Source organism: Streptococcus cristatus (genome assembly GCF_003943465.1).
Lineage (GTDB): Bacteria > Bacillota > Bacilli > Lactobacillales > Streptococcaceae > Streptococcus > Streptococcus cristatus_C.
Window position 1 is genome coordinate 1 of sequence record NZ_RJPR01000001.1, and the last position, 12901, is coordinate 12901.

At 43.5% G+C, this 12901-nt stretch carries 10 protein-coding genes and 1 pseudogene; 7 read left to right on the plus strand and 4 right to left on the minus strand.

Annotated features, from left to right (window positions below; translation table 11 throughout):
- Positions 1–177: pseudogene (locus D8793_RS12325) on the plus strand (IS110 family RNA-guided transposase); the annotation flags it as partial.
- A 250-nt stretch (positions 178–427) separates the two neighbouring features.
- On the opposite strand, the gene D8793_RS00010 reads toward D8793_RS12325, so the two are convergent.
- Genes D8793_RS00010 through glyQ form a run of 3 tightly spaced genes read right to left on the minus strand, consistent with a single transcriptional unit; the run spans position 428 to position 3665 of the window.
- A complete protein-coding gene (locus D8793_RS00010; protein WP_062123395.1) occupies positions 428–685 on the minus strand; it encodes a DUF896 family protein in 258 nt (85 codons plus the stop codon).
- Positions 686–705: 20 nt separating this feature from the next.
- Positions 706–2745, minus strand: coding sequence for a glycine--tRNA ligase subunit beta (glyS, locus tag D8793_RS00015; RefSeq protein WP_125371091.1), 2040 nt, complete (start codon positions 2743–2745; stop codon positions 706–708).
- 2 nt (positions 2746–2747) lie between these two features.
- The gene (glyQ, locus tag D8793_RS00020; protein ID WP_002893545.1) at positions 2748–3665 is read right to left on the minus strand and encodes a glycine--tRNA ligase subunit alpha; all 918 of its coding nucleotides are present in this window, start codon (positions 3663–3665) and stop codon (positions 2748–2750) included.
- A 610-nt stretch (positions 3666–4275) separates the two neighbouring features.
- Here glyQ and D8793_RS00025 point away from each other — a divergent pair.
- The 5 genes from D8793_RS00025 (at position 4276) to serS (ending at position 9008) form a co-directional block, all read left to right on the plus strand.
- Entirely contained in the window at positions 4276–5265 is a 990-nt protein-coding gene (locus D8793_RS00025; protein ID WP_125371092.1) for a PTS sugar transporter subunit IIB, read from the plus strand.
- Positions 5266–5309: 44 nt separating this feature from the next.
- Positions 5310–6116 (plus strand): PTS mannose/fructose/sorbose transporter subunit IIC, encoded by an 807-nt coding sequence (locus D8793_RS00030; RefSeq protein WP_125371093.1) that lies wholly within the window; start codon positions 5310–5312, stop codon positions 6114–6116.
- Between the two features lie 18 nt (positions 6117–6134).
- Entirely contained in the window at positions 6135–7076 is a 942-nt protein-coding gene (locus D8793_RS00035) for a PTS system mannose/fructose/sorbose family transporter subunit IID (RefSeq protein ID WP_125371094.1), read from the plus strand.
- Between the two features lie 70 nt (positions 7077–7146).
- Positions 7147–7518 (plus strand): DUF956 family protein, encoded by a 372-nt coding sequence (locus D8793_RS00040; protein ID WP_015605694.1) that lies wholly within the window; start codon positions 7147–7149, stop codon positions 7516–7518.
- A 212-nt stretch (positions 7519–7730) separates the two neighbouring features.
- Complete coding sequence (gene serS / locus D8793_RS00045; RefSeq protein WP_125371095.1) at positions 7731–9008, plus strand: serine--tRNA ligase; 1278 nt, start codon at positions 7731–7733, stop codon at positions 9006–9008.
- Positions 9009–9288: 280 nt separating this feature from the next.
- On the opposite strand, the gene D8793_RS00050 is transcribed toward serS, so the two are convergent.
- Positions 9289–11247, minus strand: coding sequence for a peptide ABC transporter substrate-binding protein (locus tag D8793_RS00050; RefSeq protein WP_185761022.1), 1959 nt, complete (start codon positions 11245–11247; stop codon positions 9289–9291).
- Between the two features lie 279 nt (positions 11248–11526).
- Here D8793_RS00050 and pbp3 point away from each other — a divergent pair, with 279 nt between their 5' ends.
- Positions 11527–12804 carry a D-alanyl-D-alanine carboxypeptidase PBP3 gene (pbp3, locus tag D8793_RS00055; protein ID WP_125371097.1) on the plus strand — a complete coding sequence of 426 codons (1278 nt, stop codon included), beginning with the start codon at positions 11527–11529 and terminating at the stop codon, positions 12802–12804.
- Positions 12805–12901 lie beyond the last annotated feature (97 nt).

Here is a 12901-nt window from a genome sequence, read left to right on the forward strand (position 1 = left end):
CAAAAAGGAAGCCCACTAGCAGAGCGTTATTACCAGATTCGAAGCAGGAGAGGACCGCAAAAAGCAACTATTGCACTCGCACATCAACTTCTTAAAATAGCTTATATCCTTTTGAAAGAAAATCTCACTTATCAGGAGTTTGTGCTACAAAAAAGGCTACTAGAGACGAGCCAGTAGCCTAATACAATTTTTTCACTTTCATTATATCACAAGGGGAGTCTTTTTGCGCTCTTTTGAGTTTTCGTATAAAAAGTCCTAGACTCTTCAATTGTCTTTGGATTGTAGAGCAAGACGCAGTGGTTGAGTGGGCTCTACTACGCTTATTTTATCAGCTTTTACAGCCCTACTCAACTGTGCGGAGGTGGGACGACGAAATCGAATTCTAACGAATTACCGATTTCTGTCCCACTCTCTCTTTTTCTTGTTGTTATGAATTTGGATCATCCAAACTGCGGCCATGAAGACCTTTCTCGCGTTGAACTTGACGCAATTTTTCAGGTGTCACATCATTGCCTTCCTCGTCGACAATCTTGATGCCTTCAATATGATGGCGAACAGAGCGACGGTAGCCTTCGATGTACTCTTCACGAAGCTTGGCTTGTTCCACTTTTTCCTCAGCAGTTAAGCCTTCGGTTTTTTTCTTTTTAGCCAGTTCGTTGATGCGTTCAATTTTTTTAGGATCCATGATTCTACCTCTCTTACCTGTTATTTGGTATTAATCTGATTAAACTGGGCCAGCTGTCCCGCCTTTGCTGTCAGAGATGCGAGGAGAGCTAGGCGGTTGTTACGCACAGCCTCATCTTCTACCATGACCATGGTGTGGTCAAAGAAAGAGTCAATAACTGGACTGAGGGCAAAGAGTTGGTCCAGATTGGCAGCTAAGTCAGCTGTCAACTCCACTTTTTCAATGGCCGCAGCCAGGTCTTTTTCCTCTTGATTTTCAAAGAGAGCTGGATTGACAGCTGTCTGCCCTTGAGCTTTCTCAGCTAGATTGAAGACTCGAGACAGGCTTTCCACTGCTGACTTAAAGTTGTCTTCTTTGGCTTTTTCCGCTAGAAGCGCAGCTGTTTCTACCAAATCGCGTACAACGAAGTGAGTGCTTTGAAGAACAGCTGTCACGATATCTTTCGGAATACTGCGATCCATCATCTTCTCAACACGGGCACGGAAGAAGTCCAGCACAGCCTCTTGATTGTCATAACTTAGACTATCAAACTTCAGTTCGTAAAGTCGACCAAGAAGCTGGGCCAAGTCAATGTTCCAACCAAACTTGTCCAAGATACGCACGACACCCTGAGTCGCACGGCGTAGTGCATACGGGTCATTGGAACCGCTTGGAATCAAGCCAACTGAGAAGAAGGACAGAATGGTATCCAGCTTATCAGCCAGAGCCAAGACGGCTCCGACCTTGGTGTCAGGCAATTCGCCATCGGCTGAAGTCGGCATATAGTGCTCCCGAATGGCAGCTGCGACCGCAGCATTCTCACCAGCCAGCAGAGCATACTTTTCACCCATGATACCTTGCAGCTCATCAAATTCCCCAACCATGCCAGTCAGCAAATCAAACTTATAAATAGCCGCTGCACGAGCCAAGTCAGCTGTCTCCTCAGCATCCAATCCTGCCTCTTGTGCCAAGAGAGCAGCAATCTTGCCAGTCCGCTCCATATGCTCTGCCAGAGAGCCTATCTTTTCATGGAAGGTCACATTGCTCAGCTTTTCAACCAAGTCAGCAATAGCCAGCTTTTGGTCTTCCCGCCAGAAGAATTCCCCATCTTCCAGACGAGCCACCAATACTTTCTCATTTCCCTTGATGACATTTTCCAGATGCTCTGCATTTCCGTTGCGGACAGAGATGAAGTGCGGCAAAAGTTTGCCTTCAGCATCGCGCACAACAAAGTAACGCTGGTGCTCTTTCATGGAAGTTACCAAGACTTCCTCAGGCACTTCTAAGTATTTGGCATCAAAATTACCCAAGAAAGCAGTTGGATATTCTACCAGATTCAAGACTTCATTGAGCAGGTCTTCGTCAATCTCGATAGAAACACCGTGCTCCTGCTCTAATGCCCGAATCTGTTCAATAATCATCTTTTCCCGCTCAAGAGGATTGGTAATGACAAACTGAGCCCGTAGGTCATCTTCATAGGAATTTGCTGAAGCAATCTCTGTTTCTTGCCCCAAAAAGCGATGTCCACGACTAGTACGACCGCTCTTGATGTCCAAGAAATCCAAGTCAAAGGCCCGCTCATCTAAGAGTACAGTTAAGGTGTGGACAGGGCGGATGTATTCAAAGGTGTTGTTGGCCCAGTGCATGCTGACAGGGAATGTCAGAGCTTGCAGGACTTCCGTCACTGCTGGGATGATTTCCTCTACCGGGCGACCGACTTCTTCCTTGGTCACATAGACGTATTCTTCTCCCTTGATTTCACGGAAAGTAATGTCCTCAACCGTCAAGCCCTTACCACGGACAAAACCTTCGGCAGCCTTGGTAAAGTTACCATCTGCGTCCAGTGCGATTTTCTTAGAAGGGCCTTTAAAATCTTCTGTTAAGTCGGACTGCTTGTCCGCCAAGCCAACCACGCGCACCGCCAAACGACGAGGCGTTGAGAACATTTCAATTTTCTCAAAGGTCAGACGATGGTCTGTCAGGAAGGCTCCCATCTTGTCGCGCAGCTGCTTCATGCTCGGTGTCACGACATAGGCTGGCATTTCCTCCAAGCCTAGTTCAACTAATAAATTTTTTACCATGATTATTCTCCCTCCTCTGCCAAGAGTTTCTCGCGAGTCTCTGCATCCAAAAGTGGGTAGCCTAGACGCTTGCGCTCAGCAACAAAGGTCTTAGCCACAACACGAGCCAGATTACGAATACGAGCGATGTAACCAGCACGCTCTGTCACAGATACAGCACCACGCGCATCCAAGAGGTTAAAGGTATGCGAGCATTTGAGAACATAGTCATAGGCCGGGTGCACTAGATGCTCGTCCAGACAGCGCTTGGCTTCCGCTTCAAACTTCTCAAAATTCCCCAAGAGCAAGTCTTGGTCGCTGACCTCAAAGCTGTATTTGGAATGTTCATACTCAGGATGAGTGAAAATTTCGCCGTACTTAACGCCATCAGCCCACTCAATGTCATAGACTGAGTCCACTTCTTGGATATAAGAAGCCAGACGCTCCAGACCATAAGTCACCTCAGCAGTCACCGGCTGAGTTGGCAGACCTCCGACCTGCTGGAAGTATGTGAACTGAGTGATTTCCATACCATCCAGCCAGACTTCCCAGCCCAGACCAGCCGAGCCAGTTGACGGATTTTCCCAGTTATCCTCGACAAAGCGGATGTCGTGCTCCAGCGGATTGATACCCAAGAGCTCCAAAGACTGCAAATAAAGTTCTTGGATATTGCTTGGAGACGGCTTCATGACTACCTGAAATTGATGGTGCTGATAAAGACGGTTCGGATTTTCCCCATAACGACCATCTGCTGGTCGGCGAGACGGCTCTACATAGGCCGCATTCCAAGGCTCTGGCCCAATAGCCCGCAGGAAGGTATAGGGACTCATGGTTCCCGCCCCCTTCTCATTATCATAAGCCTGCATGAGCATACAGCCTTGGTCATTCCAGAACTGCTGTAAAGTCAAGATAATTTCTTGAAAAGTCAATTTTTTAGACATTTGTTACTCCTTTATTTTTATTTCTAGCACTAGGCTCATCCTCTGTTCTGTTTGAACAAGCAAAAGAACCACATCCGACACTCCTAGGCTATTTACCTAGGGGCGTCAAGACGCGGTTCCACCCTAATTTATTACTTCATTACTTTTGAAATTATAACCGAAAGCGCCATCTGCACTGCTTCCCTATCCGGCTCCCACCAACCCAGACTCGCTAAAAAGTAGACAATGAGAATTCTCTCTGTAAAAGATTATAGCAGAAAATAGATAATTTGTAAAATACTTCTTGAGCTTCAGCTATAAATTCTTCCTATGTAAATTATAAATTTACTTTCTATCAATTTATCAGATAAGCATTTTCATAGAAATTTTCAAACACTTTCATATATTAACCTATTTACTTTAAAAACCTATTCTTTATCTAATTATTTATTAGGAAGAAACAGCCAGAAAAGCTTGATAGAATAGGATTTCTCTACAAAAATAAACTTTGAAAATCCTTGTTACTTTGACTCAGGTACTTGCATTTTTCATGAAAACGTTTTATAATAATAGTTAGCCTTAAAGTTTTCTTAAACTTAAGTCAAACATTTTATAAGGAGGAAAAACAATAATGAGTATTGGAATCATTATTGCCAGCCACGGTGAATTTGCTGCCGGCATTCATCAGTCAGGTTCTATGATTTTTGGTGAGCAAGAAAAAGTTCAAGTTGTAACTTTCATGCCAAACGAAGGTCCTGATGATCTGTATGCAAAATTCAATGACGCTGTGGCTTCGTTTGATGCGAACGATGAGGTATTGGTCTTGGCTGACCTTTGGAGTGGGTCTCCATTTAACCAAGCTAGCCGTGTCATGGGTGAAAATCCAGACCGCAAGTTCGCTATTATTACAGGTTTGAACTTGCCTATGCTAATTCAAGCCTACACAGAGCGCATGATGGATGCAAACGCTGGCGTAGATGCTGTCGTTGCAAACATTATTAAGGAAGCTAAGGAAGGCGTAAAAGCACTCCCAGAAGAGCTAAATCCAGTCCTAGAAAGCGCTGCTCCTGCTGCTGCACCAGTTGCTCAAGCAGCTATCCCAGAAGGAACTGTTATCGGAGACGGCCAGCTCAAAATCAACCTTGCTCGTATCGATACTCGTTTGTTGCACGGACAAGTTGCGACAGCTTGGACTCCAGATTCAAAAGCAGACCGTATCATCGTAGCTTCTGACTCAGTAGCTAAAGATGAACTTCGTAAAGAACTCATCAAACAAGCTGCACCTGGTAATGTTAAAGCAAACGTTGTTCCAATTGATAAGCTGATTGCTGTCTCAAAAGATCCACGCTTTGGTAATACGCACGCTCTTATCTTATTTGAAACTCCGCAAGATGCCCTACGCGCTATCGAAGGCGGTGTGCCAATCAAGACTCTCAACGTCGGCTCAATGGCTCACTCAACTGGTAAGACAATGGTCAACAACGTTCTGTCAATGGACAAGGACGATGTGGCAACTTACGAAAAATTACGTGATCTCGGAGTTGAATTCGACGTACGTAAAGTACCAAATGACTCTAAGAAAGATTTGTTTGACTTAATTAACAAAGCCAACGTTCAATAATCTGAAACGTTTCGCTCTCATATTATTATGAAAGGATTTAAAACATGTCTATTATTTCTATGGTTTTAGTAGTCTTTGTTGCCTTCCTAGCTGGTCTTGAAGGTATCTTGGACCAATTCCAATTCCACCAACCGCTGGTTGCTTGTACCTTGATTGGACTGGTAACTGGTAATTTGGCAGCCGGTGTTATGCTGGGTGGCTCTCTCCAGCTGATCGCTCTTGGCTGGGCTAATATCGGAGCTGCTGTAGCACCTGATGCGGCCCTCGCTTCTGTTGCCGCTGCCATCATCATGGTACTGGGTGGAGACTTCTCAAGCAAAGGAATCGCTGTAGCACAAGGTGTTGCTATTCCACTTGCTGTTGCTGGTCTCTTCTTGACTATGATTGTCCGTACTTTGTCAGTCGGTTTGGTTCACGGTGCAGATGCTGCTGCGAAAAAAGGAGACTTCAAAGGCGTTGAACGCGCTCACTTCATCGCTCTCTTCATGCAAGGAGCACGCATTGCTATCCCTGCAGCACTGCTTTTGATGATTCCTGCTGAGTCTGTTAAATCTGCTCTTGAAGCTATGCCAGCTTGGCTATCAGAAGGTATGCAAATCGGTGGTGGTATGGTCGTTGCCGTTGGTTATGCCATGGTTATCAACATGATGGCAACTCGTGAAGTATGGCCATTCTTCGCTATTGGTTTCGCTTTGGCTGCTGTCAGCGAACTCACTCTAATTGCCCTTGGTGCAATTGGTGTCGCTATTGCCCTCATCTACCTTGCCCTGTCTAAAAAAGGCGGAAATGGTGGTAGCGGAGCAACAGCTTCATCTAACGATCCAATCGGCGACATCCTAGAAGACTACTAAGAAAGGAGACACACTATCATGACAGAATTAAATACTGTAAAATCTGATGAGTCAGGAAAATTGACTCTTTCAAAGGCTGACCGTCAAAAAGTTTGGTGGCGTTCTACTTTCTTGCAAGGTTCTTGGAACTACGAACGTATGCAAAACCTGGGCTGGGCTTATTCACTGATTCCAGCCATTAAGAAACTTTATACTAAAAAAGAAGATCAAGCTGCTGCTCTTGAGCGTCACTTGGAATTCTTCAATACTCACCCGTATGTTGCAGCTCCAATCATCGGAGTTACACTTGCACTTGAAGAAGAAAAAGCAAATGGTGCAGCAATTGACGATGCGGCTATCCAAGGGGTTAAAATCGGCATGATGGGACCTCTGGCTGGTATCGGAGACCCTGTCTTCTGGTTCACAGTTCGTCCTATCCTTGGTGCACTTGGGGCATCTCTTGCTTTGACAGGAAATATCATCGGTCCACTTATCTTCTTTGTAGCTTGGAATGCTATCCGTATGACTTTCCTCTGGTACACACAAGAATTGGGCTACAAGGCTGGTTCTGAAATCACTAAAGACATGTCTGGTGGTATCCTCCAAGACATTACCAAAGGCGCTTCAATCCTAGGTATGTTTATCTTGGCTGTTCTGGTTGAGCGCTGGGTATCAATTAAGTTTGTCTTTAACGTTTCATCTGTTAAGCTAGATGATAAAGCATATATCCATTGGGACAAATTGTCTAGTGGCTATAAGGGTATCCAAGAAGCCTTTGCTCAAGTAGGTCAAGGACTATCTCAAACCCCTGAAAAAGTTACAACTTTCCAACAAAACTTGGATTCCTTGATTCCTGGTTTGATGGGGCTGCTTCTAACTTTCGCTTGTATGTGGTTGCTTAAGAAGAAAGTATCCCCTATCACTATCATCATCGCTCTCTTTGTAGTTGGTGTACTAGCTCACGTTGCTGGTTTGATGTAATCAAAAAGAAGGTTTCGGCCTTCTTTTTATTGTGGTATAATAGCTATATCATTTAAAAGGGAGATGTTCTATGGCGCAATCGCAAAATAAATCGATTGAATTTCAAACGACAGGAGTTTCCTATCTGGGTTTGGGTGGCAAGGTTGGGAAGTTTTTGGTCGGTGATGTCGCACTGGAATTCTACGCTGACGCCAATGTAGAAGACTATATCCAGCTACCTTGGTCTAGCATTCAGCAGATCGGTGCCAATGTCTCTGGGAAAAATATCAGTCGACATTTCGAAGTGTTTACGGATAAGGGCAAGTTTCTCTTTGCCTCAAAAGACACTGGAAAGATTCTCAAAATTGCACGGCAACATATCGGGAATGAGAAAGTCGTCAAATTGCCTACTTTGATCCAAACAATTGGCCAATTCTTTAAAAATCTATTTGCAAAAAAATAGAAAATCCTGTATAATCTAGGAAACGGATAAGTAAGACTATCGCTTCTTTCAGAAAGTCTGCGGGTGCTGCGAGCAGATAGGAGCCTAGTGTGAAATTCTACCGTTGCAATACAACTACATACATAATCAAGTGCACACCTGTGAAGTTGGATGGAACCGCGGCCTAGCCGCTCCAACAGTTTCCTCGGTGTGCTTTTATTTTTGGAGGTCTTATGTTAGATTTAAAACGTATTCGTACAGACTTTGATGCTGTCGCAGAGAAATTAGCTACCCGTGGCGTAGCAGCTGATGTGCTCAATCAAATGAAGGAAATTGATGAGCAACGACGTGATTTGCTGGTGAAAGTAGAAAATCTCAAAGCAGAACGCAACACCGTTTCTGCAGAGATTGCCCAAGCTAAGCGCAACAAAGAAAATGCAGATGACAAGATTGCAGCCATGCAAAAACTATCTGCTGAAGTCAAGGATTTGGATGCTACTTTGGCTGAATTGGATGCTAAATTGACCGAGTTCACCACAACCCTGCCAAACATTCCGCACGATAGCGTGCCAGTCGGGGCAGACGAGGATGACAATGTAGAGGTCCGTCGCTGGGGTACACCGCGCCAATTTGACTTTGAAGCTAAGGCTCACTGGGATTTGGGTGAAGATTTGGATATCCTGGACTGGGAGCGTGGAGCAAAAGTTACGGGAGCCCGTTTCCTCTTCTACAAGGGCTTGGGAGCTCGTTTGGAGCGCGCTATCTACAACTTCATGCTGGATGAGCATGGCAAAGAAGGTTATACAGAAGTCATCACTCCCTATATGGTCAACCATGACTCTATGTTTGGTACCGGGCAATATCCTAAGTTCAAAGAAGATACGTTTGAACTGAGCGACACTAACTTCGTGCTCATTCCGACTGCTGAAGTTCCACTGACCAACTACTATCGAGACGAAATTCTAGACGGCAAAGACTTGCCAATCTACTTCACAGCTATGAGCCCATCATTCCGTTCTGAAGCTGGTTCTGCTGGTCGTGACACGCGCGGTCTGATCCGCCTACACCAATTCCACAAGGTTGAAATGGTGAAATTTGCCAAGCCAGAAGAATCTTATGAAGAGCTAGAAAAGATGACTGCCAATGCAGAAAACATCCTGCAAAAGCTCAATCTTCCTTACCGCGTTGTTGCTCTTTCTACTGGCGACATGGGCTTCTCAGCTGCTAAAACCTACGACTTAGAAGTCTGGATTCCAGCTCAGAACACCTACCGTGAAATCTCTAGCTGCTCTAACACAGAAGATTTCCAAGCTCGTCGTGCCCAAATCCGCTACCGTGACGAAGCAGATGGCAAGGTCAAACTCCTCCACACTCTCAATGGTTCTGGATTGGCTGTCGGACGCACAGTCGCTGCTATCTTGGAAAATTACCAAAATGAAGATGGTTCTGTGACCATTCCTGAAGTCCTACGTCCTTACATGGGTGGCTTAGAAGTCATCGCACCAAAATAAACAATGAAAGGTCCGAAACAATCGGACCTTTTCTTATTTCTCCTTAAGGAGAAACTCAACAGTTCAAAAAAATAAACGAAATATAGGATTTTCTACTTTAAAAGAGAGTGGGACAGAAATCGGTAATTCGTTAGAATTCGATTTCGTCGTCCCACCTCCGCACAGTTAGTAGGGCTGTAAAAGATGATGAAATCAGCGTAGTAGAGCCCACTCAGCCACTGCGTCTTGCTCTACAATCCAAAGAAAAGAGGCTAGGACTTTTGTCCCAGCCTCTTTTCTTTTATTTAACGTGACTTGCTAACTCTTCTTGAGCTTTTTTATTTGATTCTTCTTTTTCTTTTTCCCATTTTTCCAATGCTTTTTGATAATCAGCTACTGTCAGAACCTTATCTTGAAGCTCCATTCCCTTAAATACATAGACATCACCCTTGATACCTACATAAGAGTAGGCTTTGGTAAATGGTACAACTTTTTGAACCATTGGTGAGGCACCTGCAGAAATAGACGGGATCACAATGGAACTATCTGTTAACCAAGCCTGCGCTGCTGCATATTTCGTATAGCGAGCATTGGTATCTTGCTTTTCTGCATCTGCCTGATCCAAAAGCGCTTTGTAGTCCGTTAAACCAACTTTGGAAGCAAGGTCTTGGTTTTGGCCTTTTGTCAGACCAATATTGTCCAAGATATCCCCTGTCTCTGGGTTAAAGATATTCAGATAAGTCACTGGGTCTTGGTAGTCTGCTGACCAACCAGACATATTGAGGTCATAGTCCTTTTGGGCAGCTGTTTCTGCGAAGTAAGTAGAGTTATCAAAATCGTCTGATGACATTTGATGCACGTCAATCACAACGTTTTCTTGGCCTAGAGCTGCCTCAACAGATTGTTTGAAAGAGTTGGTCCGCTGCACCATGATTTTATCAGTTTGGTCAACTGGTACATCTAGATGAATTGGGAATTCAACTCCCTGTGCTTGCAAAGCTTCTTTTGCCTTAGCAAATTCTGCCTTGGCCTTATCTGGGTTGTAAATGCTGTCCTGGGCATCAGCTAATTTGACACCTTGCCATTCATCCCCATAAGAAGCCAACTGTGATTCAACGACATCCGAGAAATCCTTGCCATCTACTTGCACAAAACTAGGAGGTACAAGCAAGCTTCTGATGATTTTCGTTGCTCCTTCATTACCATTCATCTGAGCACCAAAGGATTTACGGTCAAAAGCGAAGTTAATTGCCTGACGGAAGTCTTTATTTTGAATCGCTTCTTTGCTAGCAGCCTTTTGGGCATCTGTCTTAGAAGTGTGGCTATAAGCCTGACGATTCAAGTTAAAAGCATAGAAATAGCTAGTTGAGTTTTGTGGAGTAAAGATGATGTTGTCTTTGTATTTCTTCTCTACTGATGCGTAGTTTGAGCTAGTCGGATAGAGACGAGCTTGTGTGTAAGCACCATCAGTAAAGTTACGGATCAATGACTCCTGGTCAGAACCATCGTAGTAAGTCAACTTGACATCTTCGATCTTCACATTGTCCTTGTCCCAATAGTTTTGGTTTTTAGAATATTCGATAACAGACTTAGAAGTAAATGACTTTAATACATACGGACCATTGTAGAGGATACCGGAAGGTTTCACGGTACCAAAGTCCTTACCTTCCTTCTTCAGAAATTCTTCGTTAATCGGGAAGAGAATGCCCATGGTTGTCTTAGAATTCCAATAGCTTTCTGGCTGATTCAGGGTGTATTGGACTGTATAATCGTCGATTGCCTTGACACCTACAGTAGAGAAATCATTGCTTTCCCCTTTGATATAAGCATCTAATCCCTTGATAGAGTTTTGCACGATTGGTAATGCTTCTGATTTTTCATCTGCAGCGTGCTTGAGCCCTGTTACAAAGTCTTGTGCCTTGACAGCAGCATATTCTTCACCTTCTGCTGTGTACCATTTAGCATCCTTACGCAACTTATAAGTATAAGTTAGGCCATCTTTAGACACAGTCCAGTCTTCAGCCAATGAAGGGATAAGATTCCCATATTGATCATTTTCTAAAAGACCGTCGACCAAATTGGCAATAACGTCAGAAGTGGAGGAACGATTGGAATTTACATAATCCAATGTATCTGGATCTGTATTATAGACATAAGAATATGTCTTTGCCGAGCTGGTGCTTGGCTTGCCACAAGCAGCTAAGAATAGCGCTGATGCTGCAACCAAACCAGTAATAGCCAACCATTTAGATTTTTTCATGAGCAAATCTCCTTCTTTAGATTATGTATTATTATACATCATTTCTAGACAAATACAAGTCTTATTTTAGAAAAATTTAAATTTCTATGCATTTTTCTTATTCTTATTGAAACAAAATATAGGAAAATTTCTATGCATTTTCATATATTTTCATAAAAATACAGAAATTCTTATAAATAAAAATTTGCTCAATGTTTTACAAAGAATCTTGAATAGGTTTGGCAAAAATATCGGCTTTTTTATGTTACAATATACTTACTACTAATCTAGGGGAAAGAAATGAAAAAACTTTTTATATTCCTACTGCTATTCTTTGGCCTGATTGCCAAGCCCGTTCTGGCAGATGACTATGAAATTGCCGCTAAAAGTGCCATTGCTGTCGATGCAAACTCAGGAAAAATCCTCTATGAAAAGGAGGCTACAAGCCCACTAGAAGTCGGTGCTATTACTAACATTTTGACTGCTTATCTGGTTTACGAGGCCATTGCTGATGGCAAACTGAGCCTAGAAACTGAGGTTGATATTTCTGATTATGCTTACCAGCTGACAGTAAATCCCTCTATCGCGAACCTGCCTCTGGAAGCGAGACGCTACAAGGTAAAGGACTTACTGAATGCCTCTCTTTTGGCCAGTGCCAACAGCGCTACCATTGCTCTGGCAGAAAAAGTTGGTGGAAGCGAGGAAAATTTTGTCAAAATGATGAAAGCCAAACTCAAAGAATGGAATATTTCTGATGCAACCATTGTAAATGCTACTGGTACAGATATTCGTTTACTAGATGGTTCGCTAGAAACTACCAATACCGAAGAGGAGGTCGCAGAGAATTCTAAAAGCAAGAAAAAACAAGAGACTGTCAATAAGTTCAGTGCTTATGATATAGCTGTGATTGCTTCACATCTGATTGATGACTACCCAGAGGTCCTTGGCATCACTTCCAAATCTCATGTGAATTTTGCAGGAATCCAACTAGAAAATCCCAATTTAATGTTGGAAGGCTCTCCTAGTTTTCGGACAGGAGTGAAGGGGTTGAAGACAGGCGGGTCTGAGCAGAATGGTGTTTCATTTGTCGGCGTGACAAGTGAAAAAGGGATGCGATTGATCACAGTCGTTTTAGGAGTCGCACAAGAAGATAACGACCCTAATACCCGTTTTGGCGTTACATCTAGCCTAATGACCTACGTTACACAGAATTTCTCTCCGACAGTCCTTGTCAAAAAAGGGGAAAGATACAACAACTCCCAAGTAGCTATTAGAGACAGCCAAGAGGATAAGGTCGCTGCAGTTGCTAGTGAGGACCTGGTAATCCTAGAACGGATAGCCAATCAGGCTGAACATAAAGTCACCTTTACTCCAAGTCCACAGGAGCTGCAGGCACCCTTGAAAAAGGGTAGTGTAGTGGGCACCCTCACTTATACAGATTCTGAGCCAATCGGCCAGGGCTACATCGAAAATAAGAAAACTTCTATTTCTATGATTACAGAAAAAAAGGTTGAAAAAGCTATCGTTTTCAAAGTCTGGTGGAACGACTTCATCCGCTTTGTCAATGAGAAGTTATAAAAGAAATACCGCGAATCAATTGATTCGCGGTATTTCTATAGTTTGTAAACGTTTAACGTAATAAAAAAAAGTTCTTTGAGGGTTAACTCGCAATCGA

Bases quoted from the DNA above. Each gene is read 5' to 3' on its own strand.
- pbp3 (WP_125371097.1), top strand. From the start codon at position 11,527: ATGAAAAAACTTTTTATATTCCTACTGCTATTCTTTGGCCTGATTGCC.
- D8793_RS00040 (WP_015605694.1), top strand. From the start codon at position 7,147: ATGGCGCAATCGCAAAATAAATCGATTGAATTTCAAACGACAGGAGTT.
- D8793_RS00010 (WP_062123395.1), bottom strand. From the start codon at position 685: ATGGATCCTAAAAAAATTGAACGCATCAACGAACTGGCTAAAAAGAAA.
- D8793_RS00035 (WP_125371094.1), top strand. From the start codon at position 6,135: ATGACAGAATTAAATACTGTAAAATCTGATGAGTCAGGAAAATTGACT.
- serS (WP_125371095.1), top strand. From the start codon at position 7,731: ATGTTAGATTTAAAACGTATTCGTACAGACTTTGATGCTGTCGCAGAG.
- D8793_RS00030 (WP_125371093.1), top strand. From the start codon at position 5,310: ATGTCTATTATTTCTATGGTTTTAGTAGTCTTTGTTGCCTTCCTAGCT.
- glyS (WP_125371091.1), bottom strand. From the start codon at position 2,745: ATGGTAAAAAATTTATTAGTTGAACTAGGCTTGGAGGAAATGCCAGCC.
- glyQ (WP_002893545.1), bottom strand. From the start codon at position 3,665: ATGTCTAAAAAATTGACTTTTCAAGAAATTATCTTGACTTTACAGCAG.
- D8793_RS00025 (WP_125371092.1), top strand. From the start codon at position 4,276: ATGAGTATTGGAATCATTATTGCCAGCCACGGTGAATTTGCTGCCGGC.
- D8793_RS00050 (WP_185761022.1), bottom strand. From the start codon at position 11,247: ATGAAAAAATCTAAATGGTTGGCTATTACTGGTTTGGTTGCAGCATCA.